Source organism: Bradyrhizobium sp. 23, from assembly GCF_023073295.1.
GTDB classification, from domain to species: Bacteria; Pseudomonadota; Alphaproteobacteria; order Rhizobiales; family Xanthobacteraceae; genus Bradyrhizobium; species Bradyrhizobium canariense_D.
In genome coordinates this window covers 97774-118905 of record NZ_JADPJF010000010.1, presented here as the reverse complement: position 1 = coordinate 118905, position 21132 = coordinate 97774, and the positions used below count along the sequence as shown (strand labels likewise).

Here is a 21132-nt window from a genome sequence, read left to right as displayed (position 1 = left end):
ATATGGGCAATGATATGAGACTGGTTCTGTTGGGGCCGCCAGGCGCAGGTAAGGGCACGCAGGCGACGAGGATCGTCACTCGATTTGCGATCCCGCAATTGTCGACCGGCGACATGCTGCGCCAGGCGGTTGCGGAAGGCACGGCTGCGGGATTGCGCGTCAAGCACATCATGGATCGGGGTGAACTTGTGCCCGACGACGTCGTGGTATCGGTGATCGCTAATCGTATCGACCATTCCGATGCGGTAAGCGGCTTTATCCTTGACGGCTTCCCGCGCACGGTCGCGCAGGCCGAAGCGCTCGATCAGGAACTCGCCACCCGGGGCATCAAGCTCGATGCGGTGCTTGAGCTCGAGGTCGACGAAGATGCGCTGCTCGACCGCATCAAAGGGCGCGCCGACGATGCGGCAAGCCGAGGCGAGCCGGTGCGCCGCGACGATAATCCCGAGGTCTTCAAGACCCGGCTCGGCGTTTATCGCGAGCAAACCGCGCCGGTCACGGAATACTACCGGTCGCAGGGACTGCTCAACGTCGTCGACGGTTTGCAGCCGATTGACGCCGTGACCGAACAGCTCGCCGCGGCGCTTGCGGCAGTAACGTCCGATCAGATCAGGAGTGATGTCAGATGAAAGCGTTTACCTTCCAGGCACCCCCCAACATCCTGTTCGAGGCAGGCGCATCGAAAAAGCTGGCGGAGTTGGTCGCTGGATACGGGGCAAAACGTGTTCTGCTGGTCACGGATAAGGGCGTACGCAATGCAGGCCTGACCAGAAACGCCGAGGCTGGCCTGGTTGCCGGCGGCTGCGAACTGACGATATTCGAAGATGTGGAGGCGGATCCGCCGTCGCATATCATCGAGCGGGCGGTCGCACTGTGTCGTGACAAGGACATCGAGCTGGTTGCCTCAATCGGCGGCGGCAGCGCGCTCGATACCGCGAAGTTGGTGGCCTATCTGGCCAAAACGCCTGATCGCCTCGAAGATATCTACGGCGTCGGCCTTGCCAAGGGCGAACGCCTTCCGCTGCTGCTGGTGCCGACAACGGCCGGAACGGGCTCGGAGGTGACCCCGATTGCGATCGTCACCACGCCGACGACCGAGAAAAAGGGCGTCGTTGCGCCCCGCCTGCTCCCGGACTGGGCGATCCTCGATCCGGAGCTGACGCTCGGCCTGCCGCCGCATGTCACCGCGGCGACCGGCATCGACGCCATGGTCCATGCGATCGAAGCCTATACCAGCAAGCACCGGAAGAATCCGATGTCGGACCAGTTGGCACGGCAGGCTCTCGCCCTGCTGTCGGCGAATGTCCGGACGGTCTGTGCGGACGGATCTAATCTCGAAGCGCGGTCGCAAATGCTGCTGGGTTCGATGCTGGCCGGCATGGCGTTCGCCAATTCCCCGGTCGCCGCCGTGCACGCGCTGGCCTATCCGATCGGCGCGCTGTTCCACGTGCCGCATGGCCTGTCGAATGCCTTGGTGCTGACCCAGGTGCTGCGGTTCAATTTGCCGGAGGCGGAAGGCCTCTACGCCGAACTGGCGCCGATCGTCGATCCCAAATCGGAAGGAATGAGCGTCAGCCAGCGGGCACGGCTGTTCGTCGATGCGATCGCGGCGATCTGCCGGGATTGCAACGTGCCGGCCTCGCTGGCCGATGTCGGCATTGCGAGGGGCGACCTGAAGAAGCTCGCCGAGGATGCGATGAAGCAGACGCGGCTTCTCGTGAACAATCCGCGGGAATTGAGCTTCGACGATGCGCTGGCGATCTACACCGAGGCGTTCGGCAACCGCGCGGCGGCCTGAGCGGCACAAAGAGTGAGCAGCATGAGCGAGAACGACAAATCGGCTTCCGCTGATTCCGATCCCGGCCTCGAATGGGCGAAGCTGTGGCAGACGATGGCCGAATCCTCGAACCGCATGGTCGAGGCGTGGTCGGGGTCGATGGCACCGTTCATGCTGGCGCGTCTGTCGGAAAAGCCGGGTGGTTTTGGCGACGGCAACGAACTGTCGGCAGCGATCGAGCGGATGGCGCAGGGGCCGCGGCTGGCCGACGTCTGGGACATCGACCGGAAAATGGCGTTGGCCTTTGGGGCCTGGATCGAGATGCGCCAGCGGCTTGCGAGCTACAATGCGGTTGCTGCCGCTCCATGGCCTGAAGCGTCGAAGCGGTTTTACGAGACGATGTCCGCCACCGGTAGCGATGGCTCCCCGCATCCGGAGTGGCGCGAGGCGTTCGCCAAATGGAGCGAAATCTCCAACGAGGAACTGATCCGGAATCAGCGCACCGACGGCTTCTTGCAAGCTCAGAAGGAACTGCTGCAGGCGGGATTGAAGTTACGGAGCCGGCAGGATGATGTCGCTGAGGCCGCGTCAGCCATGTTGGGGCTGCCGACCCGCAAGGATTTCGACGACGTGACGCAGCAATTGACCGAACTCCGCCGAGAAGTCCGTACGCTCGCCCGCCAGATCCGCGACCAGAAGAGCGAAGCCGCACGATGAGCGATCAGGAGAACCAAACCTCGCGCTTCGCCCGGGACATGGCGGCCAACGCCGAGAAGATGTTCAAGGCGACACAGTTGATCGCCAATACGCGGGATGAAGACGTCGCCATCGGCACGACACCGAAGCATCTCATGATGCGCCGCGACAAGGTCGAGCTGTTCCATTATGAGCCGATGGCGGAAGCGACGGCGAAGACGCCCGTCCTTTTGGCCTACGGCCTGATCGGGCGGTATACCATGGCTGATTTACAGCCTGACCGCTCGCTGGTGCGCAGCCTTCTCTCAAAAGGGCTCGATCTCTGGCTGATCGACTGGGGCCAGCCGGGCCGAACCGAGCGATGGCTGAAAATTGATGATTACGTCGATGACTACATCGATGCCGCAGTCGACCGCATCGCGCAGGAAACCGGCCATGACAAGATCACGCTGCTCGGCATCTGCGAAGGCGGCGTCTTTACGACGTGCTACACCGCTCTGCATCCGGAAAAGGTCAAAAATCTCGTCATCACCATTACCCCAATCGACTTCCATGCCGATGTCAAGGACAAGGCCGCGCACCACGGCTTCCTCAACCTTTGGACCCGCAGCCTCGATCCTGATGACATCGACAAGCTGGTCGATACTTACGGCGTGCTGCCGGGCGAGTTCATGAGCTCGGTGTTCTCGATGATGACGCCGATGCGCTCACTGACGAAATACAATGTCGATCTCATCGACGTCGTCGATGACGAGGCCAAGTTCATGAATTTCCTCCGCATGGAAAAGTGGCTCGCGGACCGTCCGCATCATCCTGGCGGAGCGGCGAAGCAGTGGCTGAAGGATCTCTACCAGGAGAACCGCCTGGTCGATGGCAGCTTTGAACTGTCCGGCCGTCGGGTCGATCTGAAGTCTATCACGGCTCCCGTGCTGAATGTTTTTGCGTTGGATGACCATATCATTCCGCCGGACTGCTCGCGCGCGCTCGGAGCGAAGATAGGCAGCACGGATTACACCGAAATTCCGCTGCCCGGCGGCCATGTCGGCCTGTTCGTCTCCAGCAAATCGCAGGGCAAGCTGAGCCAGAGCATTGCCGACTGGCTGGTCGCCCGCGACGCCAATCCCGGAAGTGAAGCCTGATGCGCAACAAGATCGTCGACGCCGCCGAGGCGGTTGCCATCATCCGTTCCGGTGACACCGTCGCCTCGTCCGGCTTCGTCGGCGTGGGAACGCCCGATGAAATCATCAAGGCGCTGGAGCGGCGTTTCGTGCAGACCGGAGAGCCGCGGGACCTTTCGCTGGTGTTCGCGGCGGCGCCGGGAGACGGCGCCGATCGCGGCCTCAACCGCCTGGCGCATCCCGGCCTGATCAAACGCCTGGTCGGCGGACATTTCGGCCTGGTTCCGAAGCTCGCCCGGATGGCGGTCGACAATCACGTCGAGGCCTATAACTTGCCGCTCGGATGCGTATCGCATCTGTTTCGTGAAATTGCGGGGCGCAAGGCCGGGCTTCTCTCCAAGGTCGGGCTCGGCACCTTCGTCGATCCGGCCAATGGTGGCGGAAAGCTGAATGCGCGCACCACCGAAGAGCTGGTGCGGATGATCGAAATCGACGGCGAACAATGGCTGTTCTACAAGGCATTTCCCATCAACGTTGCGATCATCAGAGGTACCACCGCCGACCACAACGGCAACATCTCGATGGAAAAAGAGGCGTTGACCCTCGACAATCTGGCGCTGGCAACGGCCGCCAAGAACTGCAAGGGATTCGTCATCGCGCAGGTGGAGCGCATCGCCGCCTCCGGCTCGCTCAATCCGCGTCACGTCAAAATTCCGAGCGTCTTGATCGACTGCGTCGTCGTTGCGCAGCCCGAAAACCATGTCCAGACCTATGCCACGGGTTACAACGGAGCATTTTCGGGCGAATTGCGCGCGCCGGCCGATCGCAATGTTCCGATGGCGCTGGATAACCGCAAGATCATTGCGCGCCGCTGCGCCCTGGAATTGCCGATGGGCGGCGTGGTCAATCTCGGCATCGGCATGCCGGAGGGAGTCGCCTCGGTTGCCGCCGAAGAAAAGCTGTTCGACTTTGTGACGCTGACTGCCGAGCCCGGCATCATCGGCGGTATTCCGCAAGGCGGTCTCGATTTCGGTGCTTCGATCAATGCAGAATCGATCATCGACCAGAACCAGATGTTCGATTTCTACGACGGCGGCGGGCTCGATCTGGCCTGTCTCGGCATGGCTCAGGTCAATGGCCGCGGCGACGTCAACGTCAGCCTGTTCAATGGCCGTCTGGCCGGCGCCGGCGGCTTCATCAACATATCCCAGAATGCGCGCCGGCTGATCTTCGCAGGCACCTTCACCACCGGTGGGCTCAAGACGTCGGTCGTGGATGGTCAGCTCAAGATCCTCAGCGAAGGCAAGTCCTCGAAATTCATCGACAAGGTGGATCAGATCACGTTTTCGGGCCAGCTTGCCGCAACCAACAGGCAGCCCGTTCTCTATGTGACGGAGCGATGCGTGTTCCGCCTCACTCCCGAGGGTCTCGAACTGATCGAGATCGCGCCGGGTATCGATATGGAGCGCGACATTCTCGCGCTCATGGGCTTTCGGCCCATCATCCGCGCGCCGAAATCCATGGATGTTTCGCTGTTCAGCGAGGCCCTGATGCAGCTCGACGACCGGCTGCTCAATCGGCCGCTGGCGGAGCGGCTGTCGTACGATGCCGATCGCAACACGCTTTTTCTCGGACTTGACGGCTATCGGGTCCATAGAGATGCCGACGTCGAGGTAATCCGGGCGTCGATCCTCGAACTCTTCCATCGTGTCGGACGCCGGTTTTCCGCAGTCGTCAACTACGATTCGTCTTACATCGCTCCCGACATGACGGAGAAATGGTTTTCAATGGCCGCCGAGGTCGAGCGGACCTGCTACGATCATGCCTCGCGCTACACCACCAGCGCATTCATGCGCCTGAAGCTCGGCGACGCGCTGGCCCGCCGCGACGTCGCGCCGCATATCTTCGAAACCTCGGCCGACGCCCACCGGTTTGTCGAATAGACCGATGGGGCTGAAATCCACCGAGTTGCGCCCCACGGACTGGCCTGAAGGACGGCAGAGGGCGCCCGACCGCACCGGATCGGTGCGCGGGCTGACCCGGCGCAGCTTCCATCGTATCGCATTCACGGATTGGGGGCCCGCGCCCGCGGTGCGGCCGGTGCTCTGCGTCCATGGCTTGACCAGAAACGGCCGGGACTTCGATCACCTCGCCGCAGTTCTCGCAATGGCAGGGCGGCAGGTCGTCTGCCCGGACTTGCCGGGCCGCGGACAAAGCGAACGGCTGCACGACAGCAGCGACTATGCCTTGCCGCAATATTGCAGCGACATGACCGTGTTGATGGCAGCTCTTGGTGCAACGGAGATCGATTGGGTTGGAACGTCGCTGGGCGGCTTGATCGGGATGGTGCTGGCTGCCCTTCCGGGCAGTCCGATCCGTCGCATCGTCATCAACGACATCGGACCCTATCTGCCCTGGACCGGATTGCTTCGTCTCGGTGCCAATCTCAACGAGGCGCCCAAATCGTTTGAGACGATCGAACAGGCCGAAGGCTACTACCGGCGGGTTCTGGCGCCTTTCGGGCGATTGGAGGATGTGCACTGGCGGCATCTGACAACGCATAGCGTGGCCTGGAGCGTGGAGGGGCGCTGCTTCAAGCCGCTGTGCGATGCGAACATCGCTCAGGCCTTTCGAAACCCTTGGCACTACAGCGTCGATCTCTGGAAATACTGGGATGCGATCGATGTCCCCATTCTGGTCATACGCGGGCAGCAATCGGATTTGCTTTCCGAAGGCGTCCTCAAGGACATGATGCGGCGCAATCGCAATGTCCGCGTTCACACCGTCGCGGACTGCGGGCATGCGCCGGCCCTGATCGCTGACGAACAGATCGAGGTCGTGACGCAGTTTCTGAGCGGCCACGACTCCACTTAGCGCTGAATGCTTCATGCCGAACTGCATTATAACGTGTTAATTCCAACCTGGCTGTCTTCATCATGGCTTCGAAACTCACGCTCAAAGATCCGACCCTGTTGCGCGATGCCTGTCCGGTGGCAGGTGCGTGGGTAGCCGCCGATAACGGCGCCACCATCACGGTCGATAATCCCTCGACCGGCGCCGTGGTCGGACATGTCCCCAACATGGGGATGGCCGAGACCCGGCGGGCGATCGAATTCGCCAACGCTGCGCTACCGGCGTGGCGAGCCCGTACCGCGAAAGAGCGCGCCGTGATCCTGCGACGCTGGTTCGATCTGATGATGGCGAACCAGGACGATCTCGGTGCGATCATGACGGCGGAGCAGGGCAAGCCGCTTGCTGAAGCCAAGGGCGAGATCGCCTATGCCGCAAGCTTCGTCGAGTGGTTCGGCGAGGAAGCAAAACGCGTCTATGGCGATACGATCCCGGGGTTCACGGCCGACCGACGCATCATCGTGCTAAAGCAGCCGATCGGCGTTTGTGCCGCAATCACCCCGTGGAATTTTCCGGCCGCGATGATCACGCGCAAGGCGGGCCCGGCCCTGGCGGCGGGTTGCACCATGGTCGTCAAGCCGGCAAGCCAGACACCACTGTCCGCGCTGGCGCTTGCGCTGCTGGCGGAGCGGGCAGGCGTCCCTCAAGGTGTGCTGTCCGTCATCACAGGTTCGGCGTCGGCGATCGGCGGCGAAATGACCTCCAATCCGATCGTACGCAAGGTGACATTCACGGGTTCGACCGAAATCGGCAAGAAGCTGATGGCGCAGAGCGCGTCGACGGTGAAGCGGACATCGATGGAGCTCGGCGGCAACGCGCCGTTCATCGTCTTCGACGATGCGGACATCGATGCCGCGGTCAAGGGCGCGATGGCTTCGAAATACCGCAATGCCGGCCAGACCTGTGTTTGCGTCAATCGCTTCCTTGCGCAGGACAAGATCTACGATTTGTTTGTCTCGCGTCTGGCTGAGGCGGTTAGTGCGTTCAAGATCGGTGACGGGTTCGAGCCCGGCGTCGCGATTGGTCCGCTGATCGACATCGCCGCCGTGGAGAAAGTCGAAGAGCATGTTTCCGATGCGGTTTCCAAGGGAGCGCGCGTCGCCATCGGTGGGAAGCGCCATGCGCTTGGCCGCACGTTCTTTGAACCGACGGTATTGGCGGACGCCACGCCGGACATGTTGATCTTCCGGGAGGAAACTTTTGGCCCGGTCGCGCCCGTATTCCGCTTCAAGACTGAAGAGGAAGCGATCCGCCTTGCGAACGATACCGAGTTCGGACTTGCGGCCTATTTCTACGGCCGCGATATCGGACGGGTCTGGCGCGTTGCCGAAGCGCTCGAGTACGGCATCGTCGGTATCAACGAAGGCCTGATCTCGACCGAGGTTGCACCGTTCGGCGGCGTCAAGGAGAGCGGCAACGGCCGTGAGGGTTCGAAATACGGCATCGAGGACTATCTGGAAATCAAATACCTCTGCATGGGTATCATCCAGAGTTCGGCCACTTGAGCGGCTGCCGGCATCGCGGAACAACGCATGGGCGGAAACCGTTTCGGGCCGTAGCTTGAATGGGGAGGGAGCGGCCACGTAGGGAATAGTCGCAACATTCAGCGGTTTAGTTTTGTTGCTCGGAATATCGAAATTCGCCGCGAAAATTTTTCTGACACTCCGGAATCGAAGTTGCCGAATAAGTGGTCGTTATCATTTATATTCGTGGGACAGGCGCCACTAACAATTCGCTTCACAGCTCAGCTCAACGCGTGAGCGGCCAATCCGTAGACCCACGGCTCGTTTTCCTTTCGGTTGAGGAATCGCCGCCCCTTGGACATGGTTGTGACCGTCTCGCTGATCGCGAGGCGGCTCTGCTGAAGATAGTCAGCAAACAGGCCCGTTTGCTCCCGGGTATCGACGCGGGCGAAACGGCCGGTGAGATCCTTAAGATGCACGGCCGTGAGATGGATCGCGTCATAATCATTGCTGGCGACAATGGGACCGATCACGTGACCACGCCCGAATTCGCGCTTCATGGAGTAGCCGACGGTCTTGCCGTCGCGGCGCAGTACACAGATTGACGCACCTTCCGAAAGCAGAGCAAGCAGCTCCCGGCGGCTCGTGCCGAATGCGCGCTCATCCAGCGCCGCAATCTCATTGAGAGTTTCGGCTGACGCCGACCTCAATTCGCCATCCAGAACTGATGTCGGTGGAAGGGGTGATACGATCTCTCCCTGCCACTGATACACGACCGCTTCCTTGGTGAAGCCCAGCGACAGATAAAGATGATAGGCAGCATCGGTCGAGTTCAGGGCAAGACTCCGATCCTCGCACCGTTCGAACACCTGTTCCATCAGCCATCGGCCGGTACCTTGTGCTTGGGTGCGCGGCGATGTGAGTACCAGGCCGATGGTGGCGAATTCGTGTCCGTGGGGGAACCACATCGCACTTCCGAAAACGCGCCCGATGCCGTCAACAGCGACGATGCCCTGACCGGCGCGGCGCAGGAAATCCCAGTCCTTTGGCCGATGCGGCCAGCCGACGGCAATCGAGAGCGCGTGGAGCAGCTTCACATCAACGTCTCGAATGTCGCGCGCGACCAATTCGAAGGACTTCAGGCGTACGGATCGTCCCATCTCAGTTCATTCCTTCGCGGAATGCCAACGTCTATGGCTTGTCGTGCTTTAGCTGCCCAGTTGCGACAGCAGACGTGTTTGCCGCAGCATTGCACGGAAAGCCAGCAGGTTTCACCTGTTTTGGTGCAAGTGTTCGAAATGTTCGGCATATAGCGCACCGATATTCGGCAGAGAAAGCTTCTGCTTGCCGCTAGGCTGTAGATGCCCGGCGAGCTCGCTGCGCGCCAACAAGTCATCGAGCATCTCGCCGCGTGACACGAAGGGTCCCTAGATGGGGTTTCTTTTCAATTCCGATGCCGCTCGGGGCGCAATTTTCCGCCAGATATTTGCGCGCGAGCTCCCCGATCTTGAATTCTACCAGGGTAGGAAAAGCATCGACCCGGAAAAGGTGCGGTATCTGCTGACCTGGAACGTGCCGGACGACGTCTCGCGTTATCGCAATTTGGAGGTGCTCTTTTCGATCGGTGCCGGAGTCGACCAGTTCGTGCCCGAGATCATACCCGATCATGTGATGCTGGTGCGTATGGTCGAGGATGGCATCATACGCATGATGCAGGAATACGTCGTGCTTGGCGTGCTGGCGCTCCATCGCGAGATGCTCGCATATCGGGAGCAGCAGAGAAGGGGCGAGTGGCAAGATATTGTCACTCCACAGGCGACCGAACGCCGCGTGGGTTTCCTGGGCGTTGGGATGCTGGCGCAAGCGGCAATCGATCGCCTCAAGCCCTTTGGATTTTCCCTTGCCGCATGGAGCCGCAGCAAAAAGGTAGTCGAGGGCGTCACCTGCTTTCATGGCGACGATCGGCTAGGCAGTTTCCTGAGAGGAACGGATATTCTCGTCTGTCTTCTGCCCCTGACGGAGCAAACCCGCGGCCTCCTGAACGCAAAACTCTTCTCGCTTTTGCCGATGGGAGCGCGACTGCTGCATCTCGGCCGCGGCCCGCAGCTCGATCAGGCCGCACTCATCGAGGCGCTCGACAGCGGCCGCCTCGCGGCAGCTATGCTCGATGTCACTGACCCCGAGCCGCTGCCGGAAGGCCATGCGCTCTGGGCACATCCGAAGGTCATGATAACGCCGCACATCGCATCCGTGACGCAACCGCATACGGCGGCACAATCCGTCGTAGAAAACATCAGGCGCCACCGCGCGGGAAAAAATCCGATCGGGCTTGTCGATCGAACACTCGGCTATTAACCAGGGATAATGCCATGTCACTTCTGATTACTATCGATACCAATCCGGACTTCGCACCAAAGAACACCTTGCCTGCTCCGGAACGACTCATTTCGGGCAATCCATCCTTCAAGACCTGGGCGCAGGACGCCTCCAAAGCCGAGAAGGTGCTGACCGGCGTCTGGGAAGCAACGCCCGGCGAGACCCATTCCATCAAAGGCACCACTTACGAGTTCTGCCACATCATCTCGGGTCTCATCGAAATTGAGGAAAAGGGTGGTGAGACCAGGACTTACCGCGGCGGCGACAGCTTCGTGATGAAACCGGGCTTTGTCGGCGTCTGGCGCACGATCGAGACCGTGCGAAAGATCTACGTCAGCGCTTATGACTGAGCGCAATGCTCAGAGCGGTCGAAATCTGGCTTGGCAGAACAATCGACTTTCAAAGTCGCGCCTGACCGGCTTCAGCGCCGTCAGGCAATTCTCGATGAAAAAATGCGGTGTGCGGCCTTTATTGCTCAAATGAGCCGGCTTTGCTCGCCAGTCGCAAATCCAAGAGCGTTCTCGTAGTGCAGACCTGCTCGGTTGGCAAGCAGGAATGGCGGAGTTGGGCCCGAAGGCAAAGGAACATGTAGATGATTGCATTGAAGGACAAGGATCTGTTTCGCCAGCAAGGGCTGATCGGCGGCAATTGGCGAGATGCGAGCGCGAAAGCCACTGCCAATGTCATTGATCCTGCCAGCCAGAACGTCCTTGGTACCATCCCCGATATGGGGCGTAACGAGACTGCGGCTGCAATCAACGCTGCGGCTGATGCGTTCAAAGCTTGGAAGAAGACTACTCATGCAGAACGCGCGGCACTTTTGGAGCGTTGGTATGAGCTGATGCGGCAGCATGAGCAGGATCTGGCGCTCTTGCTGACTCTGGAACAGGGTAAGCCGCTTGCTGAATCGCTCGGAGAAATCCGCTATGGGGCATCCTTCGTAAAATGGTTTGCGGAAGAGACACGCCGGATCAACGGATCGACCATCCCTTCACCCACTGCCGATCGCCGCATTCTGGTGCTGAAAGAGCCGGTAGGCGTCTGCGGGATCATCACCCCCTGGAACTTTCCTAACGCCATGATCACGCGCAAGGTGGCACCTGCGCTTGCTGCGGGCTGCACCGTGGTCATCAAGCCATCTGAATTTACGCCATTTTCGGCGCTCGCGATCGGCGTTCTTGCGCAGCGGGCAGGGATCCCGGCGGGCGTGATTAATATCGTGACGGGCATGCCCGCGGAAATCGGCCAGGAACTGATGGACAATGAAACTGTCCGCAAGATCTCGTTTACCGGGTCGACTCGCGTCGGCGCATTGCTGATGAAAGGCGCCGCCGCCAACATCAAGAAGCTCAGCCTCGAGCTCGGCGGCAACGCGCCGTTCATCGTCTTTGATGATGCCGATGTTGACCGGGCCGTCGAGGGCGCGATTGCGTCGAAGTTTCGTAATGGCGGACAGACCTGCGTTTGCTCCAATCGCATTCTGGTGCAATCCGGCGTTTACGATGCCTTTGCGAAAAGGCTCGCCAGCCGGGTCGCAAAAATGAAGGTCGGTGCCGGCACCGAAGAAGGTGTCGAAATCGGACCAATGATCAATGGCGCGGCGATAGAAAAGATCAAGCGGCACGTCACAGACGCCCTGGACAAAGGCGCGAAGATCATCTCGCAGAGCGAACGTATGCCGGAAGGTCGGCAGTATGCGCGCCCCGTCGTGCTCGGTGAGGCAACGACTGACATGCTCTTGGCCTCAGAAGAGACGTTCGGACCAGTCGCGCCGCTTTTCCGCTTCGAGACGGAGGACGAAGCGATCGCGATCGCGAACGGCACGCCCTTCGGCCTTGCCGCCTACTTCTACACTGAAAACCTCAAGCGCTCGTGGCGCGTTGCCGAGGCGCTGGAATTCGGCATGGTGGGCCTGAACACCGGCCTGATCTCGACCGAGGTCGCGCCGTTCGGCGGTGTAAAGCAGTCCGGGCTGGGGCGCGAAGGATCCCAGCTCGGGATAGATGAATATCTTGAGATCAAAACGCTTCATGTCGGCGGATTGGAATAAGGGGGCGATTCCTGGTTTCAGGAGAGGAATCGAAGGGTTCTCCGATTTTGCGGCGGACCGCATCCGCGCGACAACACCATGATGCCTCGACAGCGAAGTAACACAATTCTGTCGGATGAGTAGTTCGAACACAGAAAAAGGGAGCGGTCGAACCGCCCCCTTTATTCATCACGCAACAGTCTCTACTGAAATTTTCGAAGGTCTACGTGCCGCGAAAGAGCCCGAAAAGGATACGCCTTCACGCACTTCTTCGAAGGGGCTCCAAGCCGACTGCGGCGGCGAGCCCGCCGATGTCAGCGACCTCAGTGTATTCATAGAAGGGATTCGCGGGCTCATGACCGCGGTTCACCCACACCTTGCTCTTGATGCCCAGGTCGTAGGCTGTCATCAGGTCGTAGCGGAAGGAGGATGAGACGTGGGTGATATCTTCCGGACCGCAGCCAAGCTTGTCCAGCATGTATTCAAAGCCTTTCATGTGCGGCTTGTAGGCGCCGGTTTCCTCGGCCGTGATGACCGTGTGGAAGGGCGCGCCGAGCTTCTCGACGTTCGACATGATGAGGTTCTTCATGGAATTCGACAGGATGACCAGCGGAATCTCCCTGGCAACTTTGGCCAGACCCGCCGGGACGTCGGGGTGTGGACCCCATGTGTGGATCTCTTCATTGATGCGCTGGGCATCCTCCGGCCGAAATACGACACCGTTGCGCTTGCACGCGCGCTCTACCGAATTATGCACGACCTCGAAGTATGGCTTCCACGCGCCAAGAACTTCGTCCAGGCGATAGGCGGCGAAATCCTTGATGAAACTTGCCATCGTCGTGGCAGAAAGCTGGGAGCCGTAGACTCGCCTTGCCGCACCGGCCATGTCGAAATTCGTCAGCGTGCCGTAGCAATCGAAAGTGATATATTTCGGTCGGAACTCGGTCATGTCGTGGTATCCTCCAATCCTCTCGGCACCGCGTGCCAGTACGACAAGCATCATAATGAGCATCGCGTAAGATAAAGCGCCGCTTTCGCTGGAGCCGGAAGCAGATTGTGTCGTATCGGCTCGAAGCCTTGGCAGAGAGTTGCGCCAAGCAACCTTTCGAGTTGAACAGCACCGCCACGCGGCGGACGCCGCCGCGGTATAAGATGCGGCGTCGATCAAAAACGAAAGTCAAAACTCCTTTGGCTCAGGCGCAGCTTGGGAGGAACTGCTGTCGTCGATATCCTACTTTGCGTTTCGGGTTGATATGGAGGCCGAAATGTTGAGCAATTCGCTGATCGAGCTGGACCGCGCACATCTGGTTCACCCGGTCTCATCCTATCGCGGTCACGAGGCCTTGGGTGTGCGGGTGTTAAGATCAGCGAAGGGCGCGACCCTGACCGATGCATCGGGACATCAATTGCTCGACGGGTTTGCTGGTCTGTGGTGTGTCAACGTCGGGTACGGACAAGAGAGCATCGTTGAAGCTGCCACGAAGCAGTTGCGCGAGCTGCCTTACGCGACGGGCTATTTCGGGTTGGGCTCCGATCCGGCCATCCGGCTGGCCGCCAGGTTGGCCGAATTGGCGCCTGGCGATCTGAACCATGTTTACTTCACGCTAGGTGGCTCCGATGCCGTCGACAGCACAATCCGATTTATTCGGTACTATTATCATGCCAAGGGTACGCCGCAGAAGGATCAGTTCATTTCCGTCGAGCATGGCTACCACGGATCGTCGACGGCAGGGTCCGGCTTGACCGCGATCCCCGCCTTTCATGCGGGCTTTGGGGTACCTTATAGCTGGCAGCACAAAATTCCGTCGCACTATACCTATCGTAATCCTGTCGGTTCCCATCCTCAGGCTATCATTGCTGCGTCGGTCGCGGCCCTGCGAGCCAAGATCGCCGAACTTGGCGCAGATCGCATTGCGGCTTTTTACGTCGAGCCAATTCAGGGATCAGGGGGTGTCCTCGTGCCACCGCCATCTTGGTTGAAAGCCATGCACGCCGTTTGCAAGGAGAACGATATTTTGTTCGTAGTCGATGAGGTCATCACTGGCTTTGGTCGTGTCGGCCCATTTTTCGCCTGCGAAGAAGACGACGTCGTGCCGGATTTCATGACCACCGCAAAGGGTCTGACGTCGGGCTATGTGCCGATGGGAGCCGTTTTCATGTCCGACCGCGTCTACAACACGATTGCGGACGGAGCCGGCAAGACGGCCGTCGGCCACGGCTACACCTATTCCGCGCATCCCGTCAGTGCAGCGGTCGGGCTCGCGTGCCTGGATCTTTACGAAAATGGCTTGTTGGCAAACGGCCGAAAGGCGGGGCACCGCCTGATGGAAGGCCTTCGCGCGCTTGCCGATCATCCACTTGTCGGCGATGTCCGTGGTCGCGGCATGCTGGCCGCAATCGAGCTCGTCACGGACAAGGAGCGCAAGACGCCCCTGCCGGCGGAAGCTGACGCCGCGCGCCGCATATTCGACCGCGCATGGGACAACGGTCTCGTCATCCGCGCCTTTGCCCAGGGCGTGCTGGGTCTTGCGCCCCCGCTCTGCTGCACGGATGCGGACATCGACGGCATCATCGAACGAACTCGCATGACGCTCGACCAAACCCTCGAAGACAGGGACGTCCGCGCGGCGATGAAAGGATAATCACTGCGCCTGTCATTCCGAGGCCAGAAAAAGCCTGAGCCGTAGCGCCGGCCCGGCGATCTGCCCATGCTCCCCGGGGTGGAGGATTGTTCTTCAGCTATTGAATATGCTTTCGAGAGGCAGATGGGATTTCACGATCGGGGACTTCAGCACGACAAAACTGAAGTATTTGTCGATTCCGATATCCATCTCGACGAGACGTTCCATCAGCGCTTGATATTCGCTGATTCCCGCTGTGATAAACTTCACCAGGTAGTCATATCCGCCCGAAACCAGATGACATTCGACGACCGAATCTATCTTTTCGATGGTCGTGAGAAAGCGCGCGAAATCGATCTGGCGATGATTTTTGAGCGTGATCTCGGCGAACACAGTCAGAGTTTGTCCGAGCTTGGAGACGTCGATCTGGGCGGAATAGCCGGTGATGAAGCCCTCCGTCTGGAGCCTCTTGACGCGCATCAGGCACGGGCTCGGGGAAAGGTTTATCAGCTCTGCGAGCTCGACGTTGGAAGTCCGCCCGTTCTTCTGCAGTTCGCATAAAATCCTGATGTCGATCTTATCGAGCTTCATAGGCAATGCCATGAGATGGGAGCCATAGCGGCGTCAAGGCTTTGAGGCTTCAGCGTCATACGCACTGTCATAGCACCAACCAGCATCCTTTCCCACCGGGCGGAGAGATTGCTTTTCAGAACTCGGCGACCTTGCCCCAGGCACCCGTTTTCAGCCGCTCCGGCCTGTATGGACGCGGGTCGACGATCGGTGCAGTACCAGTAATGATGTCCGCCATCAGGTGCCCTGCGCCGGGACCAATCCCGAAACCGTGTCCGCTGAACCCGGCCGCAAGGATAAAGCCCGGAATCGCCCCCACCTCACCGATGGCGGGAACGCCATCCGGTGTGCTGTCAATATAGCCGGCCCAGACATTGGAGATTGCGACGCGACGGAGTTCAGGCAGCAATTCGCAAGCTCTTTTATGTGTCAGCCGAATCTGCCGCATGTCGGGACGGGGATTAAGTGTCCGGTTCAGCTCCATCGGGGTCGTCTCATCGAGCGCCCACTTCGCCAAGGATTCATGACCTTGGCGCATGCCCTCGAATGCTCCAGGGGCGAGACTGCGCCAGCGGCGAGCAAACATCGGCACGAATTCGCGGGCGAACCTGAATTGCTGCGGCGTTGGATCGACTCGCGCGCGCCCGCTTATCGCCAGCGTGTACCCGCCGCTGCTACGCCGCGTGAGCGACACGACTGCAGTGTGCAGGGCGTCGGGCAGACCCGCCGCGCCAGGAGCCACGGCGAGAATGGACTGGCGCACGGACGCCTGTGGGAAGCGAATGCCGAGCTGGTTGCAGAACGAAGAGGCCCAGGCCCCTCCTGCCATGACCACCGTGTTGATCCGGATTGTGCCCATTTCGGTCACTACGCCGTTCACCCGGCCGGCACGGAGCTCTATGCCGCGAGCGGCGCAGTGCTGGTGCACCGTGCCGCCCGCCGTCATCATCGCACGCGCGACCACGGGCACAGCCTTCGAAGGGTCTGCCGTTCCGTCGGTTGGAGAGGAGACGCCGCCTTTCCATTTGCGGCCCGTCGCTTTGCCTCTCTCGCTAGCTTCGTTCGTGCTCAACATGTGTGTCGTAACGCCGACCGTCTTTGCAAAATCGCGCCATTTCGCCCAGCAGGTCAGCTCATTCTCGTCATTCGACAGATAGAGAAGCCCGCAGCGGCGGAAGCCCGTGTCTTCCCCGGTCTCCTGTGCTACTCTCTCCCAAAGATCGAGACTCTTGGTGGCGATCGGTAGCTCGCGTGCGTCGCGATTCTGTTGACGGCACCATCCCCAATTGCGACTGGACTGCTCGGCGGCGACACGCCCCTTCTCTAGCAAGGCGACCTTAACGCCGCGGCGGGCGAGATAGTAAGCCGTGAACACGCCCACCACGCCGCCGCCAATGACGACGACGTCAGCCTCTTGAGGCAGAGACGGGCTTGATTCAATATGGATGAGCGGCGCACTCATGAAGCGAGGACTCCCGGCGTTTGACCTATCGTAGCTGAGCATTCGCGGCAGGTGCTCTGCGGGAATTTGTGATTAGACGGAATATTCTGCGGTTTGCCGACTACTGTTCAAGCTATTATTGCGAGAACACGTTGCTCGCGCCCACCTCATTCGCCAAAGCACCAGGGCATCAGGCGTTGAGCGCGTGCAGCCGTGCCGTGCACAAGGCAGGCCGCCTGAGAGTTCTCTCGTCGCGGCGCAGACTGAAATGCCAGATGGCACTTCGTTTTCAGAACTTCCTGCTGCCCATACGGCGCGTTTCGGCGACTCTGGGGTGATTGAAGCAGTCAAACTCGCGAATGCCGGGTCAATGTCGATCAGTGGCAGAAGTTCTAAAGGGACGCTGGATGAGCCTTGTCCAGGAACAGACCTCCACAAGAGCAATCAAGCTGGATGGGACTGTTAGCTCCACGAACTTCGATTCAGTGATCGAGTTGGCCGCTCGTCCGATGTTTTGGCTTGAGCGACAGCTTTTTCCTGTCGAGCACCAAGCTTTGAATCATGTCGCACTCTCCGAACAGGGAATGGCAAAATGAGCGGCGAATTTTCGACCTGTCCGATCGTCGCGGCGGCAACAATGGCCGAAGAGCCAATCCGCAGCAGAATGACCCAACGCCGTTGAAAGGGGAGACTGTTCAAATGGCCTCTGCCTCTCAGGCTGTAGCTTCGGAAGATGTGGCACTCTCGGTGCGCGAACTGACCGTGAGCCTGCCGGCCGGGATGGAGCGGGCTCACGCCGTCGAGAACGTCTCCTTTGATCTGAAGCGGGGTCAGATACTGTGCATCATTGGAGAGTCCGGATCGGGCAAGTCGGTCACAGCCAATGCGATCATGGGGCTTCTGCCCAAGGCGATACGTGTTGCCTCGGGTTCGATCGACCTGAATGGGACCGACATCGTAGCCATCTCGCCCGATAAGCTCCGCAACCTTCGCGGCCGCGTCGTCTCGATGATCTTTCAAGATCCGCTCTCAGCGCTCAATCCGCTGATGACCGTGGGCGCGCAGATCGAGGAAGTGATGGCAGCGCACGACGTTGGGACCGCGAAATCCCGTCGCAGCCGCGCCATAGACTTGTTGGTTGAGGTCGGCCTTCCCGATCCGCAACTCATGTATCACCAGTATCCATTCCGGCTTTCGGGCGGGCAACGGCAGCGGGTGATGATCGCCATGGCTCTGGCTCTTGAGCCCGCGATCCTGATTGCGGACGAGCCGACGACCGCCCTCGACGTGACGACGCAGGCGCAGATCCTCAAACTGATCCGCGACATTCAGCGCCGCAAGGGAATGAGCGTGATGTTCATCACCCATGACTTTGGAGTCGTGGCGGAGATTGCCGATTCCGTTGTGGTGATGGAGAAGGGTCATTGCGTGGAGCAAGGCAGTGCCGAGCAGGTGCTCAAGTCGCCCAGTCACCTCTATACGCGCCGCCTGATCGCGGCCGTGCCGCACCTGACCGGCAAGGACCGCAATCCCTTGGAAGCCGCCGACAGGGCGTCAATCCTGAAGGTCGAGTGTCTGGTCAAGACCTATCGTAGCGGCAGTGCGCTTTTCCGTACGCAGCGCATCGTGCCTGCGGTCAATGGTGTCTCGTTCGATCTCACGCAGGGCCGCACGCTAGGCGTTGTCGGAGAAAGCGGTTCGGGCAAATCGTCGCTCGGGCGGCTGCTGATCAAGCTCATGGAGAGCGACGGTGGCTCGATTTTCTTCGAAGGCCGCGACGTCGCCCGGCTTACCGAGGCCGAGTTTAGGCCGCTAAGGCCAAAAATCCAGATGATCTTCCAGGATCCTTTTGCGTCGCTCAACCCGCGCTCGACGGTCGGGCAAATTCTCACAGTCGGGCCGGTCGCGCATGGCGTGCCGCACAGAGAGGCTGGTGAGCGGGCGCGGGAGCTTCTGTCCCATGTCGGCCTGGATTCAGGCGCCTTCGACCGCTATCCGCACGAATTTTCCGGCGGTCAGCGCCAGCGCGTCGGCATCGCCCGTGCGCTGATGTTCAAACCACAACTGCTGATCGCCGACGAAGCCGTCTCCGCGCTTGATGTCTCGATCCAGGCCCAAATCCTGAAGCTGCTGGATCAGATTCAGCGGGAGACCGGCGTCTCGATGATCTTCATCACGCATGATTTGCGCGTTGCCAGCCAGATTTGCGATGAGATCGCCGTCATGCATCGAGGACAGATCATCGAACGCGGACCGCCGTCGCAGATCTTCCTGGACCCGAAATCCGCCTACACGCGCGAGCTCGTCGCTGCCATCCCCGGCGAGCAGCCAAGGGGCGCTCGCGCGCTCGCGGGAGTCAATGAATACCGGCGGGACACAGCCAAGAACGAGGAGAGGTCATGACGGAAGCCTATTTTGACTCGAGCTATTCACGGCGCAATGCACTTCGATTGATGGTGGCCGGGGCTGCCGGCCTCGCTGCACCAGGCCTGTTGGGTACGCCCGCCTTCGCTCAGAAGGCCCCCGCCAAACCGAGCGGTCGCATCGTCGTCGGACTTGGACAAGAGCCGACCGTCTTCAATCCGCTGATGGCGCACATTGAAGTCGATGATGGTGTGCATTTCTCGGTTTTCGACGCGCTCTTCCGGATCGACCCAAAGGGTGAGATTGAGCCCAACCTTGCCGTCGAAGTACCGAACCAGAAGAACGGCGGCATTTCGGAGGACGGCCTCAAATGGCGCATCCGTCTGCGTGACGGTGTGCGCTGGCACGACGGCAAACCCTTCACGGCCGAGGATGTGAAATTCACCCTCGAACTGATCACCAATCCCGCCTTCCGGAGTTGGCGCACAGCTGGCCATGCCCTCGTGCGCGACATCACGGTGATCTCGCCCACGGAGATCTCGTGGCGAATGGAACAGGTTTTTGCGCCTTATCTTTCGTTCCTGACCGAAACCTTCATCGTGCCCAAGCACATCCTCGAGAAGGAGGCCAATCCAAACAACGCCGCCTTCAACCAGGCGCCGGTCGGCACCGGCGCATTCAAATGGGGTAAGCGGGTTGCAGGCGATCATCTCGAACTCGTGGCTAACCCCGAATATTTCGGAGAAGGCCCACACATCGAGAAGCTGATCTTCAAATACATTCCCGATCTCACCGTCCTCTACACTCAGTTCAAGAGCGGTGATGTGGACCTGATGGGGCAGCCGTACATCACAGCTGATCATTACGAGGAAGCCAAGGCGCTGGCGAACCGAGTGGTGACACTGGTCCCAAAGGCTTCATTCGAGTCCTTTTACCTGAATTTGGAGCGTCCACAGTTCAAGGAACTTGCAGTCCGTGAGGCGCTCTACGCAGCCATCGACAAGGAATCGATCATCCAGGGGCTCTATTACGGCGTGCCGACTCCGACGGAGACCTTCATGCCGAGGCAGTCCACCTACTATAACCCCAATCTTCCGGCACACGCATACAATCTGGACCGCGCGCGCCAGATCCTCGACCAAGCCGGCTGGGCGCCCGGGCGGGATGGCGTTCGTGCCAAAAGCGGCGTCCGTCTGTCCTTTGCCAGCTCGACCACGTCAGGCGATCCGCTTCGCGAGCAGGTGCAGCAGTTCTTGCAGCAGACATTTGCTCAGTTGGGCGTCGAGATGAAGATATCGAACTTGCCCGCCGCGGTGATGTGGGGCGAGTTCTGGCAGCAATCGCAATTCGATTCCGTGATCGTCGGCAGCACGTATCTGATCGGCGCCGACCCGGACGTGACCAATCGCTTGCACTCGCGTGCGATTGCAGCGAAGGGCGGGCGTGGTTCGAATAATGCGCAGTATTCAAATCCAGAGGTCGATGCCTTGCTCGACCAAGGCGCTCGCAGCTTCGATCCGGACGCGCGGCGCTCGATCTACCGTCGCGTACAAGAGCTCGTTCGCCGCGACCTGCCCTTCCTGCCGCTGTACCAGACCAATTCGGTCCAGGGTAACAAGAAGGGCATTTCCGGCGTCGTGCCGAACGTCAACACGCGCACCGAATCCTGGAACGCGCTGGCTTGGTCTTGGGCGAGTTGACGTATCGCCGCCCGAGGCCCGTATAGGCGCAGGGCGGCGCCTAGGCGCTGTCAAGCTAACATGGAGA

Annotated in this window: 18 protein-coding genes; 14 read left to right on the top strand and 4 right to left on the bottom strand. The window is 60.1% G+C overall.

Features of this window, described 5'->3' with window-relative positions; genetic code table 11:
* Window positions 1-14 precede the first annotated feature (14 nt).
* From IVB32_RS01885 to gabD, 7 genes are all read left to right on the top strand, one after another.
* Window positions 15-629: an adenylate kinase gene (locus tag IVB32_RS01885; protein ID WP_026232477.1), complete on the top strand. Its 615-nt coding sequence runs from the start codon at window positions 15-17 to the stop codon at window positions 627-629.
* On the top strand, window positions 626-1798 hold the full coding sequence (locus IVB32_RS01880; RefSeq protein ID WP_018453175.1) for an iron-containing alcohol dehydrogenase: 1173 nt from the start codon (window positions 626-628) through the stop codon (window positions 1796-1798). Before IVB32_RS01885 ends, IVB32_RS01880 begins: the two co-directional genes overlap by 4 nt.
* A gap of 21 nt (window positions 1799-1819) precedes the next feature.
* Window positions 1820-2494, top strand: a complete 675-nt coding sequence (locus IVB32_RS01875; RefSeq protein WP_039798611.1) for a poly(R)-hydroxyalkanoic acid synthase subunit PhaE — start codon at window positions 1820-1822, stop codon at window positions 2492-2494.
* Window positions 2491-3612, top strand: coding sequence for a class III poly(R)-hydroxyalkanoic acid synthase subunit PhaC (gene phaC, locus IVB32_RS01870; RefSeq protein ID WP_018453177.1), 1122 nt, complete (start codon window positions 2491-2493; stop codon window positions 3610-3612). Before IVB32_RS01875 ends, phaC begins: the two co-directional genes overlap by 4 nt.
* The gene (locus IVB32_RS01865) at window positions 3612-5534 is read left to right on the top strand and encodes a CoA-transferase (RefSeq protein ID WP_085361112.1); all 1923 of its coding nucleotides are present in this window, start codon (window positions 3612-3614) and stop codon (window positions 5532-5534) included. The genes phaC and IVB32_RS01865 overlap by 1 nt, the downstream gene beginning before the upstream one ends.
* A 4-nt stretch (window positions 5535-5538) precedes the next feature.
* On the top strand, window positions 5539-6465 hold the full coding sequence (locus IVB32_RS01860) for an alpha/beta hydrolase (RefSeq protein WP_085361111.1): 927 nt from the start codon (window positions 5539-5541) through the stop codon (window positions 6463-6465).
* A gap of 62 nt (window positions 6466-6527) precedes the next feature.
* Window positions 6528-8006, top strand: a complete 1479-nt coding sequence (gene gabD / locus IVB32_RS01855; RefSeq protein WP_018453180.1) for an NADP-dependent succinate-semialdehyde dehydrogenase — start codon at window positions 6528-6530, stop codon at window positions 8004-8006.
* Between the two features lie 239 nt (window positions 8007-8245).
* Here the strand turns inward: gabD and IVB32_RS01850 are convergent, their stop codons facing one another.
* Entirely contained in the window at window positions 8246-9124 is an 879-nt protein-coding gene (locus IVB32_RS01850) for a GNAT family N-acetyltransferase (protein ID WP_018453181.1), read from the bottom strand.
* Between the two features lie 271 nt (window positions 9125-9395).
* On the opposite strand from IVB32_RS01850, the gene IVB32_RS01845 reads away from it, so the two are divergent.
* From IVB32_RS01845 to IVB32_RS01835, 3 genes are all read left to right on the top strand, one after another.
* A complete protein-coding gene (locus tag IVB32_RS01845; RefSeq protein WP_018453183.1) occupies window positions 9396-10319 on the top strand; it encodes a glyoxylate/hydroxypyruvate reductase A in 924 nt (307 codons plus the stop codon).
* A gap of 14 nt (window positions 10320-10333) precedes the next feature.
* A complete protein-coding gene (locus IVB32_RS01840) occupies window positions 10334-10690 on the top strand; it encodes a cupin domain-containing protein (RefSeq protein WP_018453184.1) in 357 nt (118 codons plus the stop codon).
* 242 nt (window positions 10691-10932) lie between these two features.
* Window positions 10933-12390 (top strand): NAD-dependent succinate-semialdehyde dehydrogenase, encoded by a 1458-nt coding sequence (locus tag IVB32_RS01835; protein WP_018453185.1) that lies wholly within the window; start codon window positions 10933-10935, stop codon window positions 12388-12390.
* A gap of 238 nt (window positions 12391-12628) precedes the next feature.
* Here IVB32_RS01835 and IVB32_RS01830 read toward each other — a convergent pair whose 3' ends face one another.
* Window positions 12629-13318, bottom strand: coding sequence for a haloacid dehalogenase type II (locus tag IVB32_RS01830; protein ID WP_018453186.1), 690 nt, complete (start codon window positions 13316-13318; stop codon window positions 12629-12631).
* Window positions 13319-13634: 316 nt separating this feature from the next.
* On the opposite strand from IVB32_RS01830, the gene IVB32_RS01825 reads away from it, so the two are divergent.
* Window positions 13635-15011, top strand: a complete 1377-nt coding sequence (locus IVB32_RS01825; protein WP_026232478.1) for an aspartate aminotransferase family protein — start codon at window positions 13635-13637, stop codon at window positions 15009-15011.
* Between the two features lie 93 nt (window positions 15012-15104).
* Here IVB32_RS01825 and IVB32_RS01820 read toward each other — a convergent pair whose 3' ends face one another.
* Window positions 15105-15581, bottom strand: a complete 477-nt coding sequence (locus IVB32_RS01820; RefSeq protein WP_018453188.1) for an Lrp/AsnC family transcriptional regulator — start codon at window positions 15579-15581, stop codon at window positions 15105-15107.
* Window positions 15582-15696: 115 nt separating this feature from the next.
* Window positions 15697-17022 carry an FAD-binding oxidoreductase gene (locus IVB32_RS01815; RefSeq protein ID WP_247409639.1) on the bottom strand — a complete coding sequence of 442 codons (1326 nt, stop codon included), beginning with the start codon at window positions 17020-17022 and terminating at the stop codon, window positions 15697-15699.
* 386 nt (window positions 17023-17408) lie between these two features.
* Here IVB32_RS01815 and IVB32_RS01810 point away from each other — a divergent pair, with 386 nt between their 5' ends.
* From IVB32_RS01810 to IVB32_RS01800, 3 genes are all read left to right on the top strand, one after another.
* Window positions 17409-17597 (top strand): hypothetical protein, encoded by a 189-nt coding sequence (locus IVB32_RS01810; protein ID WP_018453189.1) that lies wholly within the window; start codon window positions 17409-17411, stop codon window positions 17595-17597.
* A 103-nt stretch (window positions 17598-17700) separates the two neighbouring features.
* A complete protein-coding gene (locus IVB32_RS01805) occupies window positions 17701-19404 on the top strand; it encodes an ABC transporter ATP-binding protein (RefSeq protein ID WP_039798616.1) in 1704 nt (567 codons plus the stop codon).
* Window positions 19401-21065, top strand: a complete 1665-nt coding sequence (locus IVB32_RS01800; protein WP_085361104.1) for a peptide ABC transporter substrate-binding protein — start codon at window positions 19401-19403, stop codon at window positions 21063-21065. Before IVB32_RS01805 ends, IVB32_RS01800 begins: the two co-directional genes overlap by 4 nt.
* Window positions 21066-21132: the final 67 nt, after the last annotated feature.

Excerpts from the sequence above, each read along its gene's own strand:
- IVB32_RS01885 (WP_026232477.1), top strand. The coding sequence starts at position 15 with ATGAGACTGGTTCTGTTGGGGCCGCCAGGCGCAGGTAAGGGCACGCAG.
- IVB32_RS01880 (WP_018453175.1), top strand. The coding sequence starts at position 626 with ATGAAAGCGTTTACCTTCCAGGCACCCCCCAACATCCTGTTCGAGGCA.
- IVB32_RS01875 (WP_039798611.1), top strand. The coding sequence starts at position 1,820 with ATGAGCGAGAACGACAAATCGGCTTCCGCTGATTCCGATCCCGGCCTC.
- phaC (WP_018453177.1), top strand. The coding sequence starts at position 2,491 with ATGAGCGATCAGGAGAACCAAACCTCGCGCTTCGCCCGGGACATGGCG.
- IVB32_RS01865 (WP_085361112.1), top strand. The coding sequence starts at position 3,612 with ATGCGCAACAAGATCGTCGACGCCGCCGAGGCGGTTGCCATCATCCGT.
- IVB32_RS01860 (WP_085361111.1), top strand. The coding sequence starts at position 5,539 with ATGGGGCTGAAATCCACCGAGTTGCGCCCCACGGACTGGCCTGAAGGA.
- gabD (WP_018453180.1), top strand. The coding sequence starts at position 6,528 with ATGGCTTCGAAACTCACGCTCAAAGATCCGACCCTGTTGCGCGATGCC.
- IVB32_RS01850 (WP_018453181.1), bottom strand. The coding sequence starts at position 9,124 with ATGGGACGATCCGTACGCCTGAAGTCCTTCGAATTGGTCGCGCGCGAC.
- IVB32_RS01845 (WP_018453183.1), top strand. The coding sequence starts at position 9,396 with ATGGGGTTTCTTTTCAATTCCGATGCCGCTCGGGGCGCAATTTTCCGC.
- IVB32_RS01840 (WP_018453184.1), top strand. The coding sequence starts at position 10,334 with ATGTCACTTCTGATTACTATCGATACCAATCCGGACTTCGCACCAAAG.
- IVB32_RS01835 (WP_018453185.1), top strand. The coding sequence starts at position 10,933 with ATGATTGCATTGAAGGACAAGGATCTGTTTCGCCAGCAAGGGCTGATC.
- IVB32_RS01830 (WP_018453186.1), bottom strand. The coding sequence starts at position 13,318 with ATGACCGAGTTCCGACCGAAATATATCACTTTCGATTGCTACGGCACG.
- IVB32_RS01825 (WP_026232478.1), top strand. The coding sequence starts at position 13,635 with ATGTTGAGCAATTCGCTGATCGAGCTGGACCGCGCACATCTGGTTCAC.
- IVB32_RS01820 (WP_018453188.1), bottom strand. The coding sequence starts at position 15,581 with ATGAAGCTCGATAAGATCGACATCAGGATTTTATGCGAACTGCAGAAG.
- IVB32_RS01815 (WP_247409639.1), bottom strand. The coding sequence starts at position 17,022 with ATGAGTGCGCCGCTCATCCATATTGAATCAAGCCCGTCTCTGCCTCAA.
- IVB32_RS01810 (WP_018453189.1), top strand. The coding sequence starts at position 17,409 with ATGAGCCTTGTCCAGGAACAGACCTCCACAAGAGCAATCAAGCTGGAT.
- IVB32_RS01805 (WP_039798616.1), top strand. The coding sequence starts at position 17,701 with ATGGCCTCTGCCTCTCAGGCTGTAGCTTCGGAAGATGTGGCACTCTCG.
- IVB32_RS01800 (WP_085361104.1), top strand. The coding sequence starts at position 19,401 with ATGACGGAAGCCTATTTTGACTCGAGCTATTCACGGCGCAATGCACTT.